The 21,895-nt window shown below is 70.2% G+C and carries 22 protein-coding genes; 10 read left to right on the forward strand and 12 right to left on the reverse strand.

Features of this window, described 5'->3' with window-relative positions; genetic code table 11:
• Positions 1-34 precede the first annotated feature (34 nt).
• From pta to pyk, 3 genes are all read left to right on the forward strand, one after another.
• Positions 35-2,134 carry a phosphate acetyltransferase gene (pta, locus tag ACZ7GZ_RS24475; protein WP_471027381.1) on the forward strand — a complete coding sequence of 700 codons (2,100 nt, stop codon included), beginning with the start codon at positions 35-37 and terminating at the stop codon, positions 2,132-2,134.
• Positions 2,131-3,339, forward strand: a complete 1,209-nt coding sequence (locus ACZ7GZ_RS24480; protein WP_471027382.1) for an acetate kinase — start codon at positions 2,131-2,133, stop codon at positions 3,337-3,339. The genes pta and ACZ7GZ_RS24480 overlap by 4 nt, the downstream gene beginning before the upstream one ends.
• Positions 3,340-3,426: 87 nt before the next feature.
• Complete coding sequence (gene pyk, locus ACZ7GZ_RS24485; protein ID WP_471027383.1) at positions 3,427-4,854, forward strand: pyruvate kinase; 1,428 nt, start codon at positions 3,427-3,429, stop codon at positions 4,852-4,854.
• A 97-nt stretch (positions 4,855-4,951) separates the two neighbouring features.
• On the opposite strand, the gene ACZ7GZ_RS24490 is transcribed toward pyk, so the two are convergent.
• The 4 genes from ACZ7GZ_RS24490 to ACZ7GZ_RS24505 all read right to left on the reverse strand — a co-directional run bounded on the left by ACZ7GZ_RS24490 (position 4,952) and on the right by ACZ7GZ_RS24505 (position 9,282).
• Positions 4,952-6,334 carry a hypothetical protein gene (locus ACZ7GZ_RS24490; RefSeq protein WP_471027385.1) on the reverse strand — a complete coding sequence of 461 codons (1,383 nt, stop codon included), beginning with the start codon at positions 6,332-6,334 and terminating at the stop codon, positions 4,952-4,954.
• Complete coding sequence (locus ACZ7GZ_RS24495) at positions 6,324-6,911, reverse strand: DUF6114 domain-containing protein (protein WP_471027386.1); 588 nt, start codon at positions 6,909-6,911, stop codon at positions 6,324-6,326. The genes ACZ7GZ_RS24490 and ACZ7GZ_RS24495 overlap by 11 nt, the downstream gene beginning before the upstream one ends.
• A gap of 116 nt (positions 6,912-7,027) precedes the next feature.
• Complete coding sequence (locus tag ACZ7GZ_RS24500) at positions 7,028-7,690, reverse strand: DUF6230 family protein (RefSeq protein ID WP_450802081.1); 663 nt, start codon at positions 7,688-7,690, stop codon at positions 7,028-7,030.
• A gap of 623 nt (positions 7,691-8,313) precedes the next feature.
• Entirely contained in the window at positions 8,314-9,282 is a 969-nt protein-coding gene (locus ACZ7GZ_RS24505) for a tetratricopeptide repeat protein (RefSeq protein WP_471027387.1), read from the reverse strand.
• Between the two features lie 212 nt (positions 9,283-9,494).
• On the opposite strand from ACZ7GZ_RS24505, the gene ACZ7GZ_RS24510 reads away from it, so the two are divergent.
• Positions 9,495-10,175: a TetR/AcrR family transcriptional regulator gene (locus ACZ7GZ_RS24510; protein WP_471027388.1), complete on the forward strand. Its 681-nt coding sequence runs from the start codon at positions 9,495-9,497 to the stop codon at positions 10,173-10,175.
• Here the strand turns inward: ACZ7GZ_RS24510 and ACZ7GZ_RS24515 are convergent.
• The 4 genes from ACZ7GZ_RS24515 to ACZ7GZ_RS24530 form a co-directional block, all read right to left on the reverse strand.
• Positions 10,172-11,872 carry an acyl-CoA mutase large subunit family protein gene (locus ACZ7GZ_RS24515; RefSeq protein ID WP_471027389.1) on the reverse strand — a complete coding sequence of 567 codons (1,701 nt, stop codon included), beginning with the start codon at positions 11,870-11,872 and terminating at the stop codon, positions 10,172-10,174. The genes ACZ7GZ_RS24510 and ACZ7GZ_RS24515 overlap by 4 nt on opposite strands.
• Positions 11,873-11,966: 94 nt before the next feature.
• A complete protein-coding gene (locus ACZ7GZ_RS24520; RefSeq protein WP_471027390.1) occupies positions 11,967-12,305 on the reverse strand; it encodes a DUF3817 domain-containing protein in 339 nt (112 codons plus the stop codon).
• Positions 12,306-12,348: 43 nt separating this feature from the next.
• Positions 12,349-12,858, reverse strand: a complete 510-nt coding sequence (locus ACZ7GZ_RS24525; protein ID WP_471027392.1) for a MarR family winged helix-turn-helix transcriptional regulator — start codon at positions 12,856-12,858, stop codon at positions 12,349-12,351.
• An 11-nt stretch (positions 12,859-12,869) separates the two neighbouring features.
• Positions 12,870-14,108 (reverse strand): MFS transporter, encoded by a 1,239-nt coding sequence (locus ACZ7GZ_RS24530; RefSeq protein WP_471027394.1) that lies wholly within the window; start codon positions 14,106-14,108, stop codon positions 12,870-12,872.
• Between the two features lie 75 nt (positions 14,109-14,183).
• Here ACZ7GZ_RS24530 and ACZ7GZ_RS24535 point away from each other — a divergent pair, with 75 nt between their 5' ends.
• Entirely contained in the window at positions 14,184-15,173 is a 990-nt protein-coding gene (locus ACZ7GZ_RS24535; RefSeq protein WP_471027395.1) for an ArsR/SmtB family transcription factor, read from the forward strand.
• A 27-nt stretch (positions 15,174-15,200) separates the two neighbouring features.
• Here the strand turns inward: ACZ7GZ_RS24535 and ACZ7GZ_RS24540 are convergent, their stop codons facing one another.
• Positions 15,201-15,491, reverse strand: coding sequence for an MTH1187 family thiamine-binding protein (locus ACZ7GZ_RS24540; RefSeq protein WP_471027396.1), 291 nt, complete (start codon positions 15,489-15,491; stop codon positions 15,201-15,203).
• Positions 15,488-15,838 carry a DUF3817 domain-containing protein gene (locus ACZ7GZ_RS24545; protein ID WP_471027398.1) on the reverse strand — a complete coding sequence of 117 codons (351 nt, stop codon included), beginning with the start codon at positions 15,836-15,838 and terminating at the stop codon, positions 15,488-15,490. Before ACZ7GZ_RS24545 ends, ACZ7GZ_RS24540 begins: the two co-directional genes overlap by 4 nt.
• 181 nt (positions 15,839-16,019) lie before the next feature.
• Between ACZ7GZ_RS24545 and ACZ7GZ_RS24550 the strand changes: the two genes are divergently transcribed.
• From ACZ7GZ_RS24550 to ACZ7GZ_RS24565, 4 genes are all read left to right on the forward strand, one after another.
• The gene (locus ACZ7GZ_RS24550; RefSeq protein WP_471027520.1) at positions 16,020-16,652 is read left to right on the forward strand and encodes an AIM24 family protein; all 633 of its coding nucleotides are present in this window, start codon (positions 16,020-16,022) and stop codon (positions 16,650-16,652) included.
• A gap of 2 nt (positions 16,653-16,654) precedes the next feature.
• The gene (locus tag ACZ7GZ_RS24555; RefSeq protein ID WP_471027399.1) at positions 16,655-17,305 is read left to right on the forward strand and encodes an AIM24 family protein; all 651 of its coding nucleotides are present in this window, start codon (positions 16,655-16,657) and stop codon (positions 17,303-17,305) included.
• Between the two features lie 14 nt (positions 17,306-17,319).
• Positions 17,320-18,120: an AIM24 family protein gene (locus tag ACZ7GZ_RS24560; RefSeq protein ID WP_471027521.1), complete on the forward strand. Its 801-nt coding sequence runs from the start codon at positions 17,320-17,322 to the stop codon at positions 18,118-18,120.
• Between the two features lie 91 nt (positions 18,121-18,211).
• Positions 18,212-18,688, forward strand: coding sequence for a MarR family winged helix-turn-helix transcriptional regulator (locus ACZ7GZ_RS24565; RefSeq protein ID WP_031171854.1), 477 nt, complete (start codon positions 18,212-18,214; stop codon positions 18,686-18,688).
• Positions 18,689-19,026: 338 nt separating this feature from the next.
• On the opposite strand, the gene meaB is transcribed toward ACZ7GZ_RS24565, so the two are convergent.
• Both meaB and ACZ7GZ_RS24575 read right to left on the reverse strand, forming a co-directional pair.
• Positions 19,027-19,983, reverse strand: coding sequence for a methylmalonyl Co-A mutase-associated GTPase MeaB (gene meaB / locus ACZ7GZ_RS24570; RefSeq protein WP_471027401.1), 957 nt, complete (start codon positions 19,981-19,983; stop codon positions 19,027-19,029).
• 52 nt (positions 19,984-20,035) lie between these two features.
• On the reverse strand, positions 20,036-21,235 hold the full coding sequence (locus ACZ7GZ_RS24575) for an acetyl-CoA C-acetyltransferase (protein WP_471027402.1): 1,200 nt from the start codon (positions 21,233-21,235) through the stop codon (positions 20,036-20,038).
• 149 nt (positions 21,236-21,384) lie between these two features.
• Here ACZ7GZ_RS24575 and mce point away from each other — a divergent pair, with 149 nt between their 5' ends.
• Positions 21,385-21,825 (forward strand): methylmalonyl-CoA epimerase, encoded by a 441-nt coding sequence (gene mce / locus ACZ7GZ_RS24580; RefSeq protein ID WP_471027403.1) that lies wholly within the window; start codon positions 21,385-21,387, stop codon positions 21,823-21,825.
• Positions 21,826-21,895: the final 70 nt, after the last annotated feature.

Consider the following 21,895-nt stretch of genomic DNA (forward strand, 5'->3'; position numbering starts at 1 on the left):
TTGTGCCGACGATGATGAGGAACGGAGTGGACACGTGACGCGCAGCGTGTACGTGACCGGGATCGACCGCGGTGACGGCCGCCAGGTCGTGGAGCTGGGAGTCATGGAGCTCCTGACCCGGCAGGTCGACCGGGTGGGCGTCTTCCGTCCGCTCGTGCACGACGGCCCGGACCGGCTGTTCGAGCTGCTGCGGTCGCGGTACCGCCTCTCGCAGGACCCGGCGACCGTCTACGGCATGGACTACCACGAGGCCTCCGCGCTCCAGGCCGAGCAGGGCACCGACGAACTGGTCTCGGCGCTGGTCGACCGCTTCCACCTGGTGGCCCGCGACTACGACGTCGTCCTCGTCCTCGGCACCGACTTCGCCGACACCCAGCTCCCGGACGAGCTGTCCCTGAACGCCCGCCTGGCCAACGAGTTCGGCGCCTCCGTGATCCCGGTCGTCGGCGGCCGCAAGCAGCCGGCCGAGTCGGTGCTGGCCGAGACCCGCAACGCCTACCGCGCCTACGACGGCCTCGGCTGCGACGTACTGGCGATGGTCACCAACCGGGTGGCCCGCGAGGACCGCGACGAGATCGCCGAGCGGCTCGCCACCCGGCTCCCGGTCCCCTGCTACGTCGTCCCCGACGAGCCCGCGCTGTCCGCGCCGACCGTCTCCCAGATCGCCCACGCCCTCGACGCGAAGGTGCTGCTCGGCGACGACTCCGGGCTCGCCCGCGACGCGCTGGACTTCGTCTTCGGCGGCGCCATGCTGCCCAACCTCCTCGGTGCCCTGACGCCGGGCTGTCTGGTGGTGACCCCGGGCGACCGCGCCGACCTGGTCGTCGGCTCGCTGGCCGCGCACAGCGCCGGCACCCCGCCGATAGCCGGCGTACTGCTCACCCTGAACGAGGTACCGCGCGACGAGATCCTCACCCTCGCCGCCCGCCTCGCCCCCGGCACCCCCGTGCTGTCCGTGAGCGGCAACAGCTTCCCCACCGCCGAGCAGCTGTTCTCGCTGGAGGGCAAGCTGGGCGCGGCCACCCCGCGCAAGGCGGAGACCGCGCTCGGCCTGTTCGAGCGGTACGCCGACACCGCCGACCTGGCTCGCCGGGTCTCGGCGCCGAGCAGCGACCGGGTCACCCCGATGATGTTCGAGCACAAGCTGCTGGAGCAGGCCCGCTCCGACAAGCGGCGGGTCGTGCTGCCGGAGGGCACCGAGGAGCGGGTGCTGCAGGCGGCCGAGGTGCTGCTGCGCCGGGGCGTGTGCGACCTGACCCTGCTCGGCCCGGTCGACCAGATCCGCAAGAAGGCCGCCGACCTCGGCATCGACCTCGGCGACACCCAGCTGATCGACCCGGCCACCAGCGAACTGCGCGACGCCTTCGCCGAGCAGTACGCGGCGCTGCGCGCCCACAAGGGCGTCACGGTCGAGCTGGCCTACGACGTCGTCTCCGACGTGAACTACTTCGGCACGCTGATGGTCCAGGAGGGCCTGGCCGACGGCATGGTGTCCGGCTCGGTGCACTCCACGGCGGCCACCATCCGGCCCGCCTTCGAGATCATCAAGACCAGGCCGGACTCCTCGATCGTCTCGTCCGTGTTCTTCATGTGCCTGGCCGACAAGGTGCTGGTCTACGGCGACTGCGCGGTCAACCCGGACCCGAACGCGCAGGCGCTCGCGGACATCGCCGTCCAGTCGGCCGGCACGGCCGCGCGGTTCGGCGTGGAGCCCAGGATCGCGATGCTGTCGTACTCCACCGGTACGTCCGGCTCGGGCGCCGACGTCGACAAGGTGCGCGAGGCGACCGAGCTGGCCCGCTCGCGCCGGCCGGACCTGAAGATCGAGGGGCCGATTCAGTACGACGCGGCCGTGGAGCCGTCCGTCGCCGCGACCAAGCTGCCCGACTCCGATGTCGCCGGGCAGGCGACGGTCCTGATCTTCCCGGACCTCAACACCGGTAACAACACCTACAAGGCCGTGCAGCGTTCGGCCGGCGCGATCGCCGTCGGACCGGTCCTGCAGGGTCTGCGCAAGCCGGTCAACGACCTGTCCCGGGGCGCCCTCGTCCAGGACATCGTCAACACCGTCGCCATCACGGCGATCCAGGCCCAGACGCCCGCCAACCGAGCAGAGAGCATTCCAGCACCGTGACCGCGACCCGTGTCCTCGTCCTCAACTCCGGCTCCTCGTCCGTGAAGTACCAGTTGCTCGACATGAGCGACCGGAGCCGGCTCGCCGTCGGACTGGTGGAGCGCATCGGCGAGCAGACCTCCCGGCTCAAGCACACCTGCCTCACCTCCGGCGACACCCGTGAGCACAGCGGGCCGATAGCCGACCACGACGCCGCCCTCAAGGCGGTCGCCGAGGAGCTGAACCGGGACGGCCTGGGCCTGGACTCGCCGGAACTGGCCGCGATCGGGCACCGGGTGGTGCACGGCGGGATGTTCTTCACCGAGCCGACCGTCATCGACGACGAGGTGCTCGCCGAGATCGAGCGGCTGATCCCGGTCGCCCCGCTGCACAACCCGGCCAACCTCACCGGCATCCGCACCGCCCGGGCGCTGCGCCCCGACCTGCCCCAGGTCGCCGTCTTCGACACCGCGTTCCACACGACGATGCCGGAGTCGGCGGCGCGCTACGCGATCGACCCGAAGATCGCCGACCGGTACCGCATCCGCCGCTACGGCTTCCACGGCACCTCGCACGCGTACGTCGCGCGGGAGACGGCGCGGCTGCTGGGCAAGGACCCGTCCGAGGTCAACGTCATCGTGCTGCACCTGGGCAACGGCGCCTCGGCGTCGGCGGTGCGGCGGGGCCGGTGCGTGGACACCTCCATGGGACTCACGCCTTTGGAGGGGCTGGTGATGGGTACGCGATCCGGTGATCTGGATCCGGCCGTCATCTTCCATTTGACCCGGGTTGGCGGAATGTCCATGGACGAGATCGACACTCTTCTCAACAAGAGGAGTGGTCTCTTCGGCCTGTGCGGGGACAACGACATGCGGGAGATCCGCCGCCGTATCGACGAGGGCGACGAAGAGGCCGCTCTCGCGTTCGACATTTACATTCACCGGCTCAAGAAGTACATCGGCGCCTATTACGCCGTACTCGGGACGGTGGACGCGGTCGCGTTCACGGCCGGGGTCGGCGAGAACGCGGCGCCCGTGCGGGAGGCGGCGATCACGGGCCTGGAGGGGCTGGGCCTGGCGGTCGACCGGGAGCTGAACGCCGTGCGAGCGGACCGGGCGAGGCTCGTCTCGCCGAAGGGTGCGCGGGTGGCGGTCGCCGTGGTGCCGACGGATGAAGAACTGGAGATCGCGACGCAGACCTACGCACTGGTCGGAATGAACAACTGAATAGCAGCACCTGAGCGGTGCGGCACTCATTTGTATCTTCCGCCAGACGGAATATTCCGTTGCGAAACAAACCGATAGGATCGCCCCATGCGCCGTTCGAAAATCGTCTGTACTCTCGGCCCCGCGGTCGACTCCCACGAGATGCTCGTCGCCATGATCGAGGCGGGCATGAACGTGGCCCGGTTCAACTTCAGCCACGGCTCCCACGCCGAGCACCAGGCGCGGTACGACCGCGTCCGCGCCGCGTCCAAGGAGACCGGCCGGCCCATCGGCGTCCTCGCCGACCTGCAGGGCCCGAAGATCCGCCTGGAGACCTTCGCCGAGGGTCCGGTCGAACTCGAGCGCGGTGACGAGTTCGTCATCACGACCGAGGACGTGCCGGGCGACAAGCACGTCTGCGGTACGACGTACAAGGGGCTGCCGGGCGACGTCTCGCGCGGCGACCAGGTCCTGATCAACGACGGCAACGTCGAGCTGAAGGTGCTGGACGTCGAGGGCCCCCGGGTCAAGACGATCGTCATCGAGGGCGGTGTCGTCTCCGACCACAAGGGCATCAACCTGCCCGGCGCGGCCGTCAACGTGCCCGCGCTGAGCGAGAAGGACGTCGAGGACCTGCGCTTCGCCCTCCGCATGGGCTGCGACATGGTCGCCCTGTCCTTCGTCCGGGACGCCAAGGACGTCCAGGACGTGCACCGCGTCATGGACGAGGAGGGCCGCCGGGTCCCGGTCATCGCCAAGGTGGAGAAGCCGCAGGCGGTGCAGAACATGGAGGACGTCGTCGCGGCGTTCGACGCCGTGATGGTGGCCCGCGGTGACCTCGCCGTCGAGTACCCGCTCGAGAAGGTCCCCATGGTGCAGAAGCGCCTGATCGAGCTGTGCCGGCGCAACGCCAAGCCGGTGATCGTCGCGACCCAGATGATGGAGTCGATGATCACCAACTCCCGCCCGACCCGCGCCGAGGCCTCCGACGTGGCCAACGCGATCCTGGACGGCGCCGACGCGGTCATGCTGAGCGCCGAGTCGTCGGTGGGCGCCTATCCGGTCGAGACGGTCAAGACCATGTCGAAGATCGTCGCCGCGGCCGAGCAGGAGCTGCTCTCCAAGGGCCTGCAGCCGCTGGTGCCGGGCAAGAAGCCGCGTACCCAGGGCGGCTCGGTGGCCCGCGCGGCCTGCGAGATCGCCGACTTCCTCGGCGGCCGGGGCCTGATCGCCTTCACCCAGTCCGGTGACACCGCGCGCCGTCTGTCCCGCTACCGCGCGACCCAGCCCATCATCGCCTTCACCACGGACGAGGCCACCCGCAACCAGCTCACCCTGAGCTGGGGCGTGGAGTCGCACATCGTGCCGTTCGTGAACACCACCGACGAGATGGTCGACCTGGTGGACCAGGAGATCGCAAGGCTGGGCCGCTTCGACGCGGGTGACACGGTCATCATCACCGCCGGCTCGCCCCCCGGCGTCCCCGGCACCACCAACATGCTCCGCGTCCACCACCTGGGCACGCAGGGCAACTGACGGGCCCGCAAGGGCCTTGTACGGCGCTGAGGGCGCCCCCTGGGAACAGGGGGCGCCCTCAGCTGTGTGCGGCTCCCGAACGGGCTTGAAGGACCGGTCAGTCGGTCGTGTACACATGCATGCCGGGCACGTGCAGGTTGCCGCCGAACTGGGCGGCCTGGACCACCTTCACGTTGGTGAAGTAGATCAGCGGAAGGTTCAGCGGGGGCGGGCTGTCGGGCGTGAACTTCATCGGGATCAGGCCGAAGAGGTTGCCCGAGATGCTCTCGGTGTACATCACGGTGTCGCCGCCGCGGATGGTGGACGTCGAACCCTTGGCCGCCTGCACGTGGTAGGTCTTGCCGGACTCCTTGTCCTTCACCGTCTGGTGCAGGTCGCCGATGTCGGTGCCCCCGGAGATGACGTACTTCAGCACCTTCTTGGTGGTGCCGGACGCCGTCTTCACCTCGACGATGCCCTGGTAGTCGGCACCCTTGAGCAGCAGCGAGCTGGCGTCCAGGTACCAGGGGTCGTCGGCCACCGGCACCTTGTTGTCGACGCCGCTGACGTCGTCCGTGGCCTTCGGGCAGTTCTCCGCCGAGGCGGAGTCGCTCGCCGACGGGCTCGGCGTGGCCGACCCGGCCGCGTCCTTGACCGTCCCGGTGGCGTCCCCGGCCGTCTTGGAGACCGTGTCGGTGGTCTTCTTCACCGTGTCCCCGACCGTCTTGGTGGCCTTGGAGACGGTGTCACCGACGGTGTCGGAGACCTTGGCACCGGACGACGACGAGTCCGGCTTGGCAGCATCCGACGCGGACGGGTCCGCGGACGCGCTCGCCGACGGGGTCGCGGACGGCGTCGGGCTCGCGGACGAGCTGCCGGAGTCCTTGCCTCCGGTGAGGATGCCGCCGAGCGTGTCGCCGATGGTGTCCAGCAGACCGCCGCCGCTCTTGGAGGCCGACGGGGTGGGCGTGGGCGTGTCAGCGCCGGAGGACGACGAGCCGGAGCCCGAGTCCGAGCCGGAGGAGCCGGATGTCGCGGTCGGCTTGGGCGTGGTCTTGTCGCCGGAACCTGAATCCGGCGAAGAGGACGCGCCCGAGTCACCGGACTGCGTGCTCTTCGAGTCCTTGGCGCCGGCGCTCGCCGAGGGCGACGGGGTGGCCTTGTCGCCGGACGTGCTCTCCGAGGCGGAGGGCGAGGGCGACGACGAGGCGTCCTTGGAGTTGCCCAGCGCCTTGACGCAGTCCTTGTACTCGTCGGCCGTCAGGCTCTTGGACGTCGTCGACGGGGACGGGCTGTTGCCGCTGCCGGCGGCAAGGGCGAGCGAGGACGTGAAGCCCATGCCCATCAGCACCGCCGTCGGCATCGCCACGGAGGCGATCGCCTTGCCGGCCGGCATGTGGAACCTGGTGAACAGCGGCTTTCTGGGTGCCGCGTGGCGGGGCCCGGTTCTCGCGCGGGACCCGTCCACATCGGTCCCGCGGGTCACCTCGTCAGCCGGCACTGTGCCTCCCGTTCGCCCCGTTGGCCGGGCTCGTTCCTGACAGGTCGTTCTCCCCAGGCGCGGTGAAGCCCTGGTAGGGGACATCACCCAGCCCGTCCGTGCGCTGCTCGGGCAGCGGCGCGGTCTGCGGGTCCCCGCCCTCGCCCGGCGCCGCCTCGGCCGGCGGCTCCGGCCGCGGAGGCGCGCCCGGGCCCCAGGCCACGGCCATCGCCCCGCCGATCAGCGAGAACAGGAAGCCGACGATGAAGCCGCCGATGTTGGACAGCGGGATGGACACCAGCGCCAGCAGAATCGCCGCGACACCCGCGAAGACCCGGATGTGCCGCTGGAACCAGAGGGTGATGCCGAGGACGATCAGCAGCGCACCGATGATCAGGGAACTGGAGCCGCCGGGCGTCCCCATCGTCATCGTGAGGTGGCCCAGCTGCAGGTGTGCGTACGGAAAGTACAGGATGAGAAAGCCGCCGAGCACGACGAACAGTCCGGCCCAGAACGGACGGTTGCCCCGCCAGGCGCGGAACTGCAGCCTCCGGCGGGTGAACTGGCCGGGTACGGCGGCAGGGGTCTCGGCGCTCATGGAAACAGCTCCCTGGTGCGGCGTTGCTGTGGTGGTGATGTGTGACGCGTGTGGATACGCGGCCGTTGGCGGAACGGGCGGGGGTGCCGTTGGCTCCCCCGCCCGTCACCGAGCGCCTAGTAGCACTCGATTCCCTTGCCGTCGCCCTTGTGCAGCGACATGTGGAGACCGCTGAGCTTGAACGTGCCGGCGGTGGTCGCCCACGCCGTCTGGCGCACGTTGGTCAGGTCGGCCGATTCGGCCTGCTGGGCGAAGCCGAACGGGTTGGCGGCCTCGCCGCCGCCCTTCATGCCCGGGCCCTTGCCACCCTTGGCCTTGGCCGTGTCACCGGCGGCCACACCGATGTCGATGTTGTTGAACGTCGCGTCGGCGCTCAGGTCATCGACGTCGATGTAGAGGTTGTGGGCCTGAACCGCGTCGTGGCCCTTGCCGCCGGCCTCCAGACGGAGGGTGACCGAACCGAAGAACGGCACATCCGGGGTGACCACGGACTGGCACATGTTCGTGATCGAGGCGTCTTGGAACGACGAGACGGCGACGGGGTGGGCCGTCTTCTTCCCGTCGAGCGTGTAGCCGCTGTCGATCGCGCCGTACTGGGCGAAACCCTCACCGTGCAGGCTGTCGGCCGTCACCTTGAACTGCTGGCCCGACACGCTGAACGAGGCGGCCAGAGCACCCTGCGCGAGGGCGACACCTATGCACGCCGTGGCGGCAACGCTGGGCACCATGACCACAGCGAACCGCTTCCATCTGGTCCCGCCACGCACCTGGGACTCCATATTTCCTCCTTCTCGGACGTACATCTCCTGGCCCGGACTCGCCGCGAGTCGGCGGCTCAGCCGGGCAGGGATGGGAGAAGTGCTACGTCCTCGGGAAGGAGAGCGCCCGTACTCGGAGGCGCGAACCGCGCACCGATCACCGGCGATCACCCCCGAGCGACAACCACTGGTCGCGCCTGACACGCATCACGCACAACCCTGCTGGACAGGCTTCGCCGGACGGCGAAGACCCCCCTGCCCTAGACCCGGCGCCACTGCCGCCGGCTCTGCTCGGTGGGGACCCAGATTCTCCCGTGACCCGACCGGATGCCGGGGTGCGGAAATGGACCGAGCGTCGCCGATCGTGGTGCATTCTCGCGCCGGGCACAAGGGGGTTCGTTACTGGCTAGTAACGGCCGGATAACCGGAGGACGACCGACCGATCTCGGAATGCCACGCTCGGTGGTATCCAGGGGCAGAGCAAAGCCGTTGATCCCTGGACGAAACCAGACAGACCAACGGCCTCGACTTACTCCGAGTAACAGTTTGCGCAATTACCAAGATTTGGTAAAGCGCACGCTCCCTGACGCCTCGTCGGCAAATCTTTCACCCCGGCACCACAAGCCGTGGCGTTTAGCGACTGGTCAGAACAGGGCGCGCGCGAGCGCTCTGCGCGCGCCGACCACACGCGGGTCCTCGGGTCCCACGACCTCGAACAGCTCCAGCAGCCGGCGTCGTACCGCGTCCCGGTCGTCACCGGCGGTGCGCTGCACGGTCTCGATCAGCCGGCCGAAGGCGTCCTCGACATGCCCGCCCACCAGGTCCAGGTCGGCGGCGGCGATCTGCGCGTCGACGTCCTTCGGCTTCTCGGCGGCCTCCCGGCGGACCTTCTGCGGGTCGAAGCCCTGCACCCGCTGCAGCAACTCGGCCTGCGCGAGGCCCAGTTTGGCCTCGGGGTGGGCCGGGTCGTCGGCCAGCACGTTCTTGTAGGCCTGGACGGCACCGGCCAGGTCACCGGCGTCCAGGGCGTCGGCGGCGGCGTTCAGCGCGGCGTCGTACGGACCCGTCCGCTCGACGGGCGCGCCGCCGCCCGGCTGCGCGTCCGGGTCCACGCTCAGACCGGTGATACCGAACCGCTGCTCGGCGACCTGCACCAGCTGGTCCAGGGTCTGCCGGATCTGCTGCTCGTCGGCCGCCCCCTGGAACAGCGGCAGCGCCTGTCCGGCCACGACGGCGAACACGGCCGGGATGCCCTGCACCCCGAACTGCTGCATCAGCATCTGGTTGGCGTCGACGTCGATCTTGGCGAGGAGGAAGCGCCCGTCGTACTCGACGGCCAGCCGCTCCAGGACCGGGCTCAGCTGCTTGCAGGGCTGGCACCACTCGGCCCAGAAGTCGATGACGACGGGCACCTCGGCGGAGCGCTGGAGGACCTCCCTCTCGAAGCCCGCCTCATCGACGTCGATGACGAGATCGGCCGGGGAGACGGCCCCCGTGCCGCCCTGCCGGGCGGCCTCGGCGCGCGTCTGCTCGGCCTTGGCCTTGGCCTCCTGGGCCGCCTTCACAGCGGCGAGGTCGACGACGCCGCTCATGGACATGTTCCGTGGCTGCATGCGTCTATCCTCCCCCGTTACCGCGTCGGAACGAAAAAAGCGGTGTGCGACGGGCGCCGGGTCCCCACCCGCGCCCCGTGGTCGTCGCTCGTGTACGTCCCTCACGAGCTTTCGCTACGAGTCGTAGCGTAATGCCATGCGACCCCCGCGCGACACCACCCCCCGGTGATCTCCCTCACGACCGCACAGTTCCCGCCGGTTATGGTCGAGGGATGCAGAGCCGCACTCCCGCCAGCCGCACCGGCCGTCCGCGCAGCGCCGCCGCGGACACCGCGATCCTGGCCGCGACCAGGCAGGCTCTCGTGGAACTGGGCTGGTCCAAGCTCACCCTGGGAGACGTGGCGACGCGCGCCGGCGTGGCGAAGACGACGCTGTACCGCCGCTGGGCCGGCAAGCCGGAGCTGGTGTGCGACGCCGTGGCGGAGCTGTTCGACGAACTGGAACTTCCCGACCGCGGCAGCCTCACAGCCGACATCGAGGGCGTGGTCCTGCAGTTCGCGGCGATCCTGGCCCGCCCGGAGGCGAAGAGCGGCCTGATGGCGGTGGTCGCCGAGTCGACCCGCGACGACGCCCTGCGCGAGCGCATCCGCGCCTCCATCGTGGAGCGCCAGATGCGGCTGGTTCTGGAGGGCCGCGCGCGGGCCCAGCAGCGGGGCGAACTCCCCCCGGAACCCGATCCGGAGGAGTCCGCCCGCACGGTCGACCTGATCTTCGACATGGTCGCGGGAGCGGTGGTCCACCGCACCCTGGTGAGCGGCAAGCCGGCGGACGAGGAGTGGGTGCGCAGCTTCACCCGGGTACTGCTGCTGGGCCTGGCTTCTCAGCCGGACACGGGCCCGGCGGCCCAGGGGGCAAAGCCCCCCGGTACGCCCACACGAGCGAGCGGCGCCTAGAAACCGGCGGGCTCCGTGTACACCCCCCACTCGTCCCGCAGCACTCCGCAGATCTCGCCCAGCGTCGCCTCGGCCCGTACGGCGTCCAGCATCGGCTCGATCATGTTGGCCCCGGACCGGGCGGCATCCAGCATCCCGCCGAGGGCGCGGCGCACCGCGGACTCGTCCCGCGCCCCCTTCCGCTCCCGCAGCACGCGGACCTGCTCCCGCTCCACCTCATGGCTGACCCGCAGGATCTCCAGGTCCCCGGTGACGGACCCGGTGTGCACGTTGACGCCGACGACCCTCTTGTCCCCCTTCTCCAGCGCCTGCTGGTACCGGAAGGCGGACTCGGCGATCTCGCCGGTGAACCAGCCGTCCTCGATCCCGCGCAGGATCCCGGAGGTGACCGGCCCGATCGGGTGCCGCCCGTCCGGGTGCGCCCGAAGGCCCCGCTCCCTGATCTGCTCGAAGATCTTCTCCGCGTCGGCCTCGATCCGGTCCGTCAGCTGCTCGACGTACCACGCACCGCCCAGCGGGTCGGCCACGTTGGCGACCCCGGTCTCCTCCATCAGCACCTGCTGGGTGCGCAGCGCGATCTCCGCCGCCTGCTCGGAGGGCAGCGCGAGGGTCTCGTCGAGCGCGTTGGTGTGCAGCGAGTTGGTCCCGCCGAGCACGGCGGCCAGCGCCTCCACGGCCGTACGGACCACGTTGTTGTACGGCTGCTGCGCGGTCAGCGAGACCCCGGCGGTCTGCGTGTGGAACCGCAGCCACTGCGCCTTCTCGCTCTTCGCTCCGTACACGTCCCGCATCCAGCGCGCCCAGATGCGGCGCGCCGCCCGGAACTTGGCGATCTCCTCGAAGAAGTCCACGTGCGCGTCGAAGAAGAAGGACAGTCCGGGCGCGAACACATCCACGTCCAGCCCACGGCTGAGCCCCAGCTCCACGTACCCGAAGCCGTCGGCCAGCGTGTACGCCAGCTCCTGTGCGGCCGTCGAGCCCGCCTCGCGGATGTGGTAGCCGGAGACGGACAGCGGCTTGTAGGCGGGGATGCCGGCGGCGCAGTGCTCCATCAGGTCGCCGATGAGGCGCAGATGGGGCTCGGGCTGGAAGAGCCATTCCTTCTGCGCGATGTACTCCTTGAAGATGTCGGTCTGGAGCGTGCCGTTGAGGACCGACGGATCCACGCCCTGCCGCTCGGCGGCGACCACGTACATGCAGAAGACGGGCACGGCCGGACCGCTGATGGTCATGGACGTCGTCACGTCACCGAGCGGGATGTCCTTGAACAGGACCTCCATGTCGGCGGCCGAGTCGATGGCGACACCGCAGTGCCCGACCTCGCCCAGCGAGCGCGGGTCGTCGGAGTCGCGGCCCATCAGCGTGGGCATGTCGAAGGCGACGGACAGACCCCCGCCGCCGGCGGCGAGGATCATCTTGTACCGCTCGTTGGTCTGCTCGGCGTTGCCGAACCCGGCGAACTGCCGGATCGTCCAGGTACGCCCGCGGTAGCCGGTCGGATGGAGGCCGCGTGTGAAGGGGTACTCCCCGGGCCAGCCGATCCGCTCGAATCCCTCGTACGTGTCACCCGGTCGGGGCCCGTACACCGGCTCCACGGGGTCACCGGAGAGTGTGGTGAAGTCAGCGTCGCGCTTGCGCGCGGCGTCATAGCGGGCCTGCCAGCGTCGGCGGCCCTCCTCGATGGCGTCAGCGTCCATGCCTTCGAATTTACTTGGACGTCCTAGTAAATGTCGATGGCTGACCGCCGCACGACGCTCGTACGGCGGTGGAGCCCGGTTCCCGCGGGGGGTCTCAGGCCTTGGCGACGGCCGGGGCCTGGCCGGCGACCCGGGCGTCCAGCTCGCGGCTGACCTTCCGCTCGACGAAGAAGGCGGCGGTGGGGATGGTCCCGGCGAGCAGCACCCACAGCTGCTTGGCGACGGGCCACTTCGCCTTCGACCCCAGGTCGAACGCGAAGATCAGGTAGACGACGTACAGCCAGCCGTGGGCGATGCCGACGAAGGTGGTGAACTTGTCGGCACCGTCGATGTGCAGCCCGTACTTGGCGATCACGCCCAGGGTCAGCAGGACCAGCAGCACACCGGTGACATAGGCCATGACGCGGTAGCGGGTCAGCACGCTCTTCTTCATGGAGTCGAGCGTAACCACCCGTTCCGGGAGATCTTGCCCGGGGTCACTCCTCGTCGAAGTCGTGTGCCGCGATCCGCAGCGGGCGGAGCAGCGCGAAGATCTCCGCGCACTCCTCCGCGTCGTACACCCCGAGGCCGAAGTCCATCGCCATCAGGTCGCGGGTGGCCGCGTCGACCACCTCCCGGCCCTTGTCGGTGATGACGGCGAGGGTGCCGCGCCCGTCGTTGGGATTGGGCCGCTTGGCGACCAGCCCGGACTTCACCAGCCGGTCGACGGTGTTCGTGACCGACGTCGGATGCACCATCAGCCGCTCGCCGATCTTGGACATGGGCAGCTCACCGGCCTTGGAGAAGGTGAGCAGCACCAGCGCCTCGTACCGCGCGAACGTCAGTCCGTACGGCTTGACCACCGCGTCCACCTCGGCGAGCAGGATCTGCTGGGCCCGCATGATCGAGGTGATCGCGGCCATGGACGGCACGTTTCCCCAGCGCTGCTTCCAGAGCTCGTCGGCACGGGCGATGGGGTCGAAGGGGAGGCTGAGAGGCTTCGGCACGTCATCAGACCCTACCGGCCGGTCATATGCCGGGCAGCCCCGTCTCGGCTTTCGGTCGCCCGGGCCGTCACGGCCAGCCCGCAGCAGCACAGGACGCCCGCCGCACCGGCCCCCGCCACCGCCGTCCGCACGCCCGCCACCTGCGCCGCCACCCCGGCCAGCGCCATGCCGACACCCTGGACGGTCATCAGCCCGGCGCTCAGCACGGTCATGGCCCGCCCGCGCAGCTCCTGCGGTACGGCCCGGACGAACCACTGGTCCAGACCCAGCGTGTACGCCGAGCCGGCCCCGGACAGCAGCAGGAGCAGCAGCGAGGCGGCCAGCCCGGGACGCAGGGCGTAGCCGACGTACGGCAACAGGGTCAGACACAGGAGGGGGAGCGCGACGCGTTCGCGGGCCACGGGTCCGAGCCTGGCCCCGGCGAACAGCTCGCCGGCCACCGTGCCGACGGGCAGGGCGCACATCAGCAGCCCGAGGCCCGTGGAGCCGCTGCCCAGCTCGTCCGCGTACGGCGCCGCAAGCGCCTCGGGGACGACCGAGAACGCCGCCGGGATCCAGGACAGGAGCAGCAGGACGCGCACCCGGCGGTCGGCGAACAGCCGGCGCGTCCCCGGCGGCGTGTCCGTGCGCCGGTTCGTGCGGGCGGGGCGGTGCCGGGTGCCGTAGCGCAGCAGCAGGGCGGAGGCGAGGAACGTGCCGACGGTGATCAGCAGGGCACGGCGCGGGCTGACGGCGGTGAGCAGCAGACCGCCGAGGCCGTAGCCGGCGAGCAGGGCGCTCTGGGCGACGATCCGCAGCAGGGAACGGCCGAGCACGAACAGGTCGCCGTCGCCGAGGACGTCGGCGAGCGTGGCCATGCGGGTGCCGGAGAACACCGGCGAGACGACGGCCAGCGCGCAGCGCAGCGCGAGGAGCAGGCCGAGGCCGGTGCCCGGGGCGGTCATCAGGGTCACGCAGCCGGCGCACACCAGGTCGCAGGTGACGAGTACGCGGCGGGCCGGGAAGCGGTCGGCGACGGGTGCGAGCAGGGTGCCGCCGACGGCGTACGGCAGGAAGCCCAGCGCGAAGGTGAGCGCGCTGAGCAGGGGCGAGCGGGTGAGGTCGTAGACGAGGACGGACAGCGCGATCTCGCTGACGATCACGCCGAGCATGGACAGCACATGGGCGGCGAAGACGGCCCGGAACTCGGGCACGGCGAAGACACGGCCGTAGCCGGCGGGCGCCGGGGCGGCCTGCGGTGGTGCGGACATGCCGGGAGCGTGCCTGGAGAGGGGCCGGCAGCCGTAGAGTTTCGGTTCCAGCCGAATCTTCCCTGGAGGTGGCCCGTGCCCTCCCGTCTGCACTTCGGCGACGACGACTTCCTGCGCTGCCGGTTCGCGCTCTCCCCGCTGTGGGAGACCCAGGAGGCGGTGCGCACCCTCAACCGGCCCGACCGGCACGCGTACCAGGCCCCGTGGCTGCGCCGGATCAGGGACGCGGCGGCCGGACTCGACCTGGCCGGGCTGTGGCTGCTGATGCCCCGGCGCGGCCACTCACCGGACTGGCTCGGCGCACCCCCCCTCGGACCGGCCGCCACGTTCGAGGAGGAGATCGCGGCCGTCCGGGCGTCCGACCCGGAAGCGGCCCGCGAGGACACCGCCCACTCGCTGGCCTGCACCCCGGGCGGGCTCCAGTCGCCCCGGGGCCGGGCCTGGCTCGCGGACCCGGCCCGGATGATCCAGGAGCTGGCGGACGCCATGGAGGAGGCCTGGCGGGCCCTGATCGCGCCGGACTGGCCCCGGCTGCGGGCGCTGCTGGAGGCGGACGTGGCCTTCCACTCGCGGCGGCTGGCCGAGGTGGGGCTCGGCACGCTGCTGCCGGAGCTGGACAGCCGGCTGTCCTGGGACGGCCGTACGCTGACCCTCGCGCTGCACACCGAGCACACCCGCGACCTCGACGGCCAGGGCCTGGTCCTGATGCCGAGCGTGTTCTCGTGGCCCGACGTCGTCACCGGTTTCGAAGCACCATGGCAGCCCACCGTGGTCTATCCGGCGCGCGGCATCGCCGGCCTGTGGGCCGAGCCGGGCGCCGGAACGGCGGATGCGCTGGTACGGCTGCTGGGCCGCAACAGGGCCGCGGTCCTGTCCGCGCTGGACGAACCGGCGACCACCTCAGCGCTGGCGCACCGGCTGGGGCTGGCCGCGTCGTCGGTGTCGTCCCACCTGACGGTGCTGCGCGACGCGGGCCTGCTGACGGCACGCCGCTACGGCCACCAGGTGCTGTACGAGCGGACACCCCTCGGGGTGGCGCTGGCCCACACCGGTCGAGGCGGCTAGGGGGTCTCGTTCGGACCTGGCCCGGACCTATGCCAGATGCCGCTCGACCGTCTCCACCTTGGAGGTGAGACCGTCGGTCACCCCGGGACGGACGTCGGCCTTGAGGACCAGCGAGACGCGCGGCGCCCGCTCCTGAACGACAGCGACCGCCCGCTTGACGACGTCCATGACCTCGTCCCACTCACCCTCGACGGAGGTGAACATCGCGTCGGTGCGGTTGGGCAGGCCCGAGTCGCGGACCACGCGGACGGCGTCGGCGACGTACTCCCCCACGTCTTCGCCGACACCGAGCGGCGTCACGGAGAAGGCGACGATCATGCGTTCACGATCCCTTCCTTGCGGGCACGGGCGGCGATGACGGCGTCCTCGGCCTCGCGGCGCAGCGCGCGCTCGATGATGAAGCCGCCGCCGGGGACGACCGAGTACGCGAAGTAGAGGGCCGCCTTGCCCTTGGCCCACCTGGTGCGGTTCCAGGCGTCCGCCCAGAAGATCACGTAGAGCACGAACAGCACGCCGTGGATCGGGCCCAGCACCGGCGCCACGTCGAAGCCGCTGTCGACCGTGTACTTGATGACGGTGCAGGTCGCGAGGATGATCCAGGAAATGCCCTCCGGTACGGAGATCAGTCGGAGGCGGCGGATGGCGGAGGCTGTCTTGAGGTCCACGGGTCACCTTCGGTGGGAGAGTCGCTGACGGCGCGATCGCTTCGTGATCCGCCTTGTGAACGGAAGCACAAACGTCCCGCCATTGTGGCAAACGACGCCCGTAGGGGTGCGCTCAGGGTCGGTATCCACCCACAGGCCCTGTTCCGTCCGCCCGGGCCGCCGCTACTTTCACTGCGTGGCGATGTTCCGACTGCAGAGAAGCAAGGTGCTCGCCGTCGACATGACCGGGGACGCCGTGAAGGCGAAGAACGGCTCGATGGTCGCGTACGACGGGCAGATGAGCTTCAAGAAGCTGAGCGGTGGCGGGGAAGGGCTGCGCGGCATGGTGACGCGGCGGCTCACCGGCGAGCAGATGACGGTGATGGAGGTGAAAGGGCACGGCACGTGCTGGTTCGCGGACCGGGCCTCGGAGATCAACCTGGTCGCCCTCCGGGGGGAGAAGCTCTACGTGGAGTCGAGCAACCTGCTCGCGACCGACGCGGGGCTGCGCACGGGCACGACGTTCACCGGGCTGCGCGGCGCCTCGCAGGGCAACGGGCTGTTCACGACGACCGTCGAGGGGCACGGGCAGGCCGCGATCATGTCCGACGGGCCGGCGGTGGTGCTCCGGGTCGCCCCGCAGTACCCGCTGATCGTCGACCCGGGCGCCTACATAGCCCACCAGGGCAACGTCCGGCAGTCCTTCCAGTCGGGCGTGACGTTCCGCACGTTCCTCGGTGAGGGCGGCGGCGAGGCCTTCCAGATCCGCTTCGAGGGCGACGGGCTGGTGTACGTGCAGCCGAGCGAACGGAACACGATCGCGGGGGATCTGTAGCCATGGCCTTCCGGGAGATCAACTCCAAGATGGTCGAGGCGACGGTGCTGCCCGGGCAGCGGCTGTTCAGCCAGCGCGGCGCGATGCTCGCCTACCGCGGGGACGTGTCCTTCACGCCGAACCTGCAGGGCGGCCAGGGCGGGCTGATGTCGATGATCGGGCGCCGGGTGACGGGCGAGGCGACCCCGCTGATGACCGTCGAGGGCAGCGGCACCGTCTTCTTCGGGCACGGCGGCCACCACGTGCATGTCATCCACCTCACCGGCGACACCCTGCATGTGGAGGCCGACCGCCTGCTCGCCTTCGACGGCACGCTCCGGCAGGGGACGATGTTCATGGGCTCCCAGGGCGGGGTGATGGGCCTGGTCCGGGGGCAGGTCACCGGGCAGGGCCTGTTCACCACGACCCTGCAGGGCCAGGGTTCGGTCGCCGTGATGGCGCACGGCGGCGTCTTCGAGATACCGATTACGCCCCAGCGCCCGGTCCATGTCGACCCGCAGGCCTACGTCGCCCACCACGGCGAGGTCCGCAACAGGCTGTCCACCGCGCTCGGCTGGCGCGAGATGGTGGGCCGCGGCTCCGGCGAGGCCTTCCAGCTGGAGCTGAGCGGCAACGGCACGGTCTACGTCCAGGCCTCGGAGGAAAAGCTGTGAGCGCGCACGGAGGCATGTACGGCACCCCCGGCGGCCCGGTGGTCCACGACCCGATGACGCTGCCCGCCGACGACAACGTGAACACGTACACGTTCTGCGTCGAGCTCAAGAGCGGGGAGTGGTTCCTGCAGAAGGGGAAGATGATCGCCTACTACGGGGCGATCGAGTTCAACGGCATCGGGCACGGGCGACTCGACCGACTTGTCCGTACCTCGTTCCATTCGCCACTGCACGCGAGCGACTGGGTCGTGGCGGCGGGCTCCGGGAAGATGCTGCTGGCCGACCGGGCCTTCGACGTCAACTCCTATGACCTGGACGACGGGAACTTGACCATTCGCGCGGGCAATCTGCTCGCTTTTCAGCCAAGTCTCGCGCTCAAGCAATCGATCGTGCCGGGTTTTCTGACCCTTATCGGAACCGGAAAGTTTGTGGCCGCATCTAACGGTCCGGTGGTGTTCATGGAACCTCCGGTCCGGGTCGACCCGCAGGCGCTCGTCGGGTGGGCCGACTGCCCGTCCCCGTGCCATCACTACGACCACGGGTATCTGGCGGGTGTACTGGGCGGACTACGTGCGATGACCGGTCTCGGCGGGGTGTCCGGGGAGGAGCACCAGTTCGAGTTCGTGGGCGCCGGGACGGTCCTGCTGCAGTCGACGGAGACCCTCATGGGCGAGGCGGCGACAGGGGTTGTTCCGTCCGAACCAGGGGTCCCCGGGGGTGGCGGAGCGGCACCGGACGGACACGGTCCGCAACCCTCGGGCGCACCGCGCCTTCCCGGACAGCTGGGGGACCTCCAGCGTCGCTTCGGGCTGTGAGCGGTAGTCTGCGGAGTGTGACGTCGAACGCGTGCGCACGTCACACCACCCGGAGTAGTTCGTCATTCAACTTCTTAGGTAGACTTCATTCATGGAGACCGAAACGGCCACGCGCTGGCTGACCGATGCGGAGCAGTGCGCCTGGCGCACCCACCTGGAGGTCAACAGGCTGTTGACGTACCAGCTCGAAAAAGATCTGCAGCCGTTCGGCCTGACGATGAACGACTACGAGATCCTGGTCAATCTGTCCGAATCGGACGACGTACGGATGCGGATGAGCGACCTCGCCTCCGCGACCCTCCAGTCCAAAAGCCGACTGTCGCACCAGATCACGCGGATGGAGAACGCGAACCTGGTACGCCGCGAGAACTGCGAGTCCGACCGGCGGGGGCTGTACGCCGTACTGACCGAGCACGGCATGGAGACGATGAAGAAGGTGGCGCCGCACCATGTGGCGTCCGTGCGGCGGCACTTCATCGATCTGCTGTCGCCCGAGGCGCTGATAGAGCTGGACAAGGCGCTCAAACCGATCGCGGAGCATCTGCGCGGCCAGCGCGGACGTCCGTAGCCGCGGAGGGTGCGGGGTGTTCCGTGCCCCTCACGCGAGCCCCGCCCCCAGCGTCTTCCTGTCGCCCGCCCGGGCGGCGCTCGTCGCGTACGACCCGGACACCCGGGTCGCGGCGAGCAACAGGGACAGCGGGACGACGCCGTACGACAGCCTGGCGAGCAGGGCGGCGGCGAAGGTGCGGCGCGCGTGCGCGCCGGGGTTCCTCTGCGGGAGGCGGAAGAGGGGACACCGAAGGACCCGGTGGCCGTGTGTGCGGGCCCGCGGTCCGGTGTGCGCTCTACGCCATGAAGAGGAACATGCCGGTCAGCCTGGCGGCATGATCGGCACAGCGGCACTCCTCAGCTCTGCGTCAGGCCCGCGACCAGCTCGTCCGCCGCCCGGTACGGGTCGAGTTCGCCCGCGACGATGCGCTCCGCGAGCGCGCTGAGGCGGCGGTCGCCGTGCAGGTCGCCGATGCGTTCGCGCAGTGCGGTGACGGCGATGGTCTCCACCTCGCGGCTCGCCCGCGCCCTGCGGCGCTCGGCGAGCACGCCGCGCTCCTCCATCCACGCGCGGTGCTTCTCCAGGGCCTCGACGACCTCGCCGACGCCCTCGGCGCGGGCCGCGACCGTCTTCACGATCGGCGGGCGCCAGTCGCCGGGGCCGCGGGACTCGCCGAGGCCGAGCATGTGGTTCAGCTCGCGGGCGGTGGCGTCGGCGCCGTCCCGGTCCGCCTTGTTGACGACGTACACGTCGCCGATCTCCAGGATGCCCGCCTTCGCCGCCTGGATGCCGTCGCCCATGCCGGGGGCCAGCAGCACCACGCTGGTGTCCGCCTGGGAGGCGATCTCGACCTCCGACTGGCCGACGCCGACCGTCTCGACCAGGATCACGTCGCAGCCGGCCGCGTCCAGGACGCGGATCGCCTGGGGAGCCGCCCAGGCGAGGCCGCCCAGATGGCCCCGGGTGGCCATGGAGCGGATGTAGACGCCGGGGTCGGAGGCGTGGTCCGACATGCGGACCCGGTCGCCGAGCAGGGCGCCGCCGGAGAAGGGGGACGACGGGTCGACAGCCAGGACGCCGACCCGTTTGCCCTGTTTGCGGTACGCCGTGACGAGCGCGGAGGTGGAGGTCGACTTGCCGACACCCGGGGAGCCCGTCAGGCCCACCACATAGGCGTTGCCGGTCAGCGGGGCCAGCGCCGCCATGACCTCCCTGAGCTGCGGGGACGCCCCCTCCACCAAGGAGATCAGCCGGGCCACGGCCCGCGGCCGGCCTTCCCTGGCCTGGGACACCAGAGAGGAGACGTCCTGCATCAAACAGCTCCGTTCACTTCAGCGACGTACCCGTCAGCGACATACAGGGGATTCAGGCCTTCGGTACCCGCACGATGAGCGCGTCACCCTGGCCGCCGCCACCGCACAGCGCCGCCGCGCCGACACCGCCGCCGCGACGCTTGAGCTCGAGCGCCAAGTGGAGCACGAGCCGGGCGCCGGACATGCCGATCGGGTGACCCAGGGCGATCGCACCACCGTTCACGTTCACCTTTTCGGTGGACACGCCGAGGTCCTTCATCGACTGCACGGCGACGGCGGCGAAGGCCTCGTTGATCTCGATGAGGTCGAGGTCGGAGACCTGGAGGCCCTCCTTCTTCAGGGCGTGCTGGATGGCGTTGGACGGCTGGGACTGCAGGGAGTTGTCCGGGCCTGCCACGTTGCCGTGCGCGCCGATCTCGGCGAGCCAGTCGAGGCCCAGCTCCTCGGCCTTGGCCTTGCTCATCACGACCACGGCCGCCGCACCGTCCGAGATCTGCGAGGAGGATCCGGCGGTGATCGTGCCCTCGCGGGAGAAGGCCGGGCGGAGCTTGCCGAGGGACTCCGCCGTGGTGTCGCCGCGGATGCCCTCGTCCTTGCTGAACAGCACCGGGTCGCCCTTGCGCTGCGGGATCTCCACCGGGGTGATCTCGGCCTCGAACAGGCCGTTCTTCTGCGCGGCGGCGGCCCGCTGGTGGGACAGGGCGGCGATCTCGTCCTGCTCGGGACGGGCGATGCCCAGGCGGGTGTTGTGCTTCTCGGTGGACTCGCCCATGGCGATGCCCTCGAAAGAGTCGGTCAGGCCGTCGTAGGCCATCGCGTCGAGCATCTGGACCGCGCCGTACTTGAAGCCCTCGCGGGACTTCGGCAGCAGGTGCGGGGCGTTGGTCATCGACTCCTGGCCGCCGGCCACGACGATGTCGAACTCGCCGGCGCGGATCAGCTGGTCGGCCAGCGCGATGGCGTCCAGGCCGGACAGACACACCTTGTTGATGGTGAGCGCGGGGACGTTCATCGGGATGCCGGCCTTGACGGCCGCCTGGCGGGCCGGGATCTGGCCCGCGCCGGCCTGCAGCACCTGGCCCATGATCACGTACTGCACCTGGTCGCCGCCGATCCCCGCACGGTCGAGGGCGGCCTTGATCGCGAAGCCGCCCAGGTCGGCCCCGGAGAAGGACTTGAGTGAGCCCAGGAGTCGTCCCATGGGCGTGCGCGCGCCGGCGACGATCACCGAGCTGGTCGTTCCAGAAGGCATGAGCTGCGATCCCCTTACCGGCCTGCACAGCCGAGGAGTGAACGAGGGTTTACTTCGAATGTACTGAGTGGCACTCCGTGCCGTCACCGGCCTGTCAGTGTGATCGCTCGCACGTTGCGTAACCACCGCCGTAGCGCTGCACTGAATCCATGCTGACGCGAATCGACCACATCGGGATCGCCTGCCACGACCTCGACGCGACCGTCGAGTTCTACCGGGCCACGTACGGCTTCGAGGTGTTCCACACCGAGGTCAACGAGGAGCAGGGCGTGCGCGAGGCCATGCTCAAGATCAACGAGACCTCCGACGGCGGCGCCTCCTACCTGCAGCTGCTGGAGCCGACCCGCGAGGACTCGGCGGTCGGGAAGTGGCTGGCCAAGAACGGGGAGGGCGTCCACCACATCGCCTTCGGCACGGCGGACGTGGACGCCGACTCCGAAGCGATCCGGGACAAGGGCGTACGCGTGCTCTACGACGAGCCCCGGCGCGGCTCCATGGGGTCGCGGATCACCTTCCTGCACCCCAAGGATTGCCACGGTGTCCTCACGGAACTGGTCACTTCGGCCCCGGTTGAGTCCCCTGAGCACTGACTCCCGTACATAAGGGCCGGTAGGGTTGGGGGCGGTCGTCCCTCGAACCGGGACGATCGCATGCCGGGGT

It is taken from the genome of Streptomyces sp. NPDC037288, from assembly GCF_055603265.1.

Coding starts and splice junctions, on each gene's coding strand:
- ACZ7GZ_RS24550 (WP_471027520.1), top strand. CDS start 16,020: ATGTTCCGACTGCAGAGAAGCAAGGTGCTCGCCGTCGACATGACCGGG.
- ACZ7GZ_RS24500 (WP_450802081.1), bottom strand. CDS start 7,690: ATGGAGTCCCAGGTGCGTGGCGGGACCAGATGGAAGCGGTTCGCTGTG.
- ACZ7GZ_RS24555 (WP_471027399.1), top strand. CDS start 16,655: ATGGCCTTCCGGGAGATCAACTCCAAGATGGTCGAGGCGACGGTGCTG.
- mce (WP_471027403.1), top strand. CDS start 21,385: ATGCTGACGCGAATCGACCACATCGGGATCGCCTGCCACGACCTCGAC.
- ACZ7GZ_RS24495 (WP_471027386.1), bottom strand. CDS start 6,911: ATGAGCGCCGAGACCCCTGCCGCCGTACCCGGCCAGTTCACCCGCCGG.
- ACZ7GZ_RS24540 (WP_471027396.1), bottom strand. CDS start 15,491: ATGATCGTCGCCTTCTCCGTGACGCCGCTCGGTGTCGGCGAAGACGTG.
- ACZ7GZ_RS24505 (WP_471027387.1), bottom strand. CDS start 9,282: ATGCAGCCACGGAACATGTCCATGAGCGGCGTCGTCGACCTCGCCGCT.
- ACZ7GZ_RS24515 (WP_471027389.1), bottom strand. CDS start 11,872: ATGGACGCTGACGCCATCGAGGAGGGCCGCCGACGCTGGCAGGCCCGC.
- meaB (WP_471027401.1), bottom strand. CDS start 19,983: ATGCAGGACGTCTCCTCTCTGGTGTCCCAGGCCAGGGAAGGCCGGCCG.
- ACZ7GZ_RS24520 (WP_471027390.1), bottom strand. CDS start 12,305: ATGAAGAAGAGCGTGCTGACCCGCTACCGCGTCATGGCCTATGTCACC.
- ACZ7GZ_RS24510 (WP_471027388.1), top strand. CDS start 9,495: ATGCAGAGCCGCACTCCCGCCAGCCGCACCGGCCGTCCGCGCAGCGCC.
- ACZ7GZ_RS24565 (WP_031171854.1), top strand. CDS start 18,212: ATGGAGACCGAAACGGCCACGCGCTGGCTGACCGATGCGGAGCAGTGC.
- ACZ7GZ_RS24560 (WP_471027521.1), top strand. CDS start 17,320: ATGTACGGCACCCCCGGCGGCCCGGTGGTCCACGACCCGATGACGCTG.
- pyk (WP_471027383.1), top strand. CDS start 3,427: ATGCGCCGTTCGAAAATCGTCTGTACTCTCGGCCCCGCGGTCGACTCC.
- ACZ7GZ_RS24530 (WP_471027394.1), bottom strand. CDS start 14,108: ATGTCCGCACCACCGCAGGCCGCCCCGGCGCCCGCCGGCTACGGCCGT.
- ACZ7GZ_RS24575 (WP_471027402.1), bottom strand. CDS start 21,235: ATGCCTTCTGGAACGACCAGCTCGGTGATCGTCGCCGGCGCGCGCACG.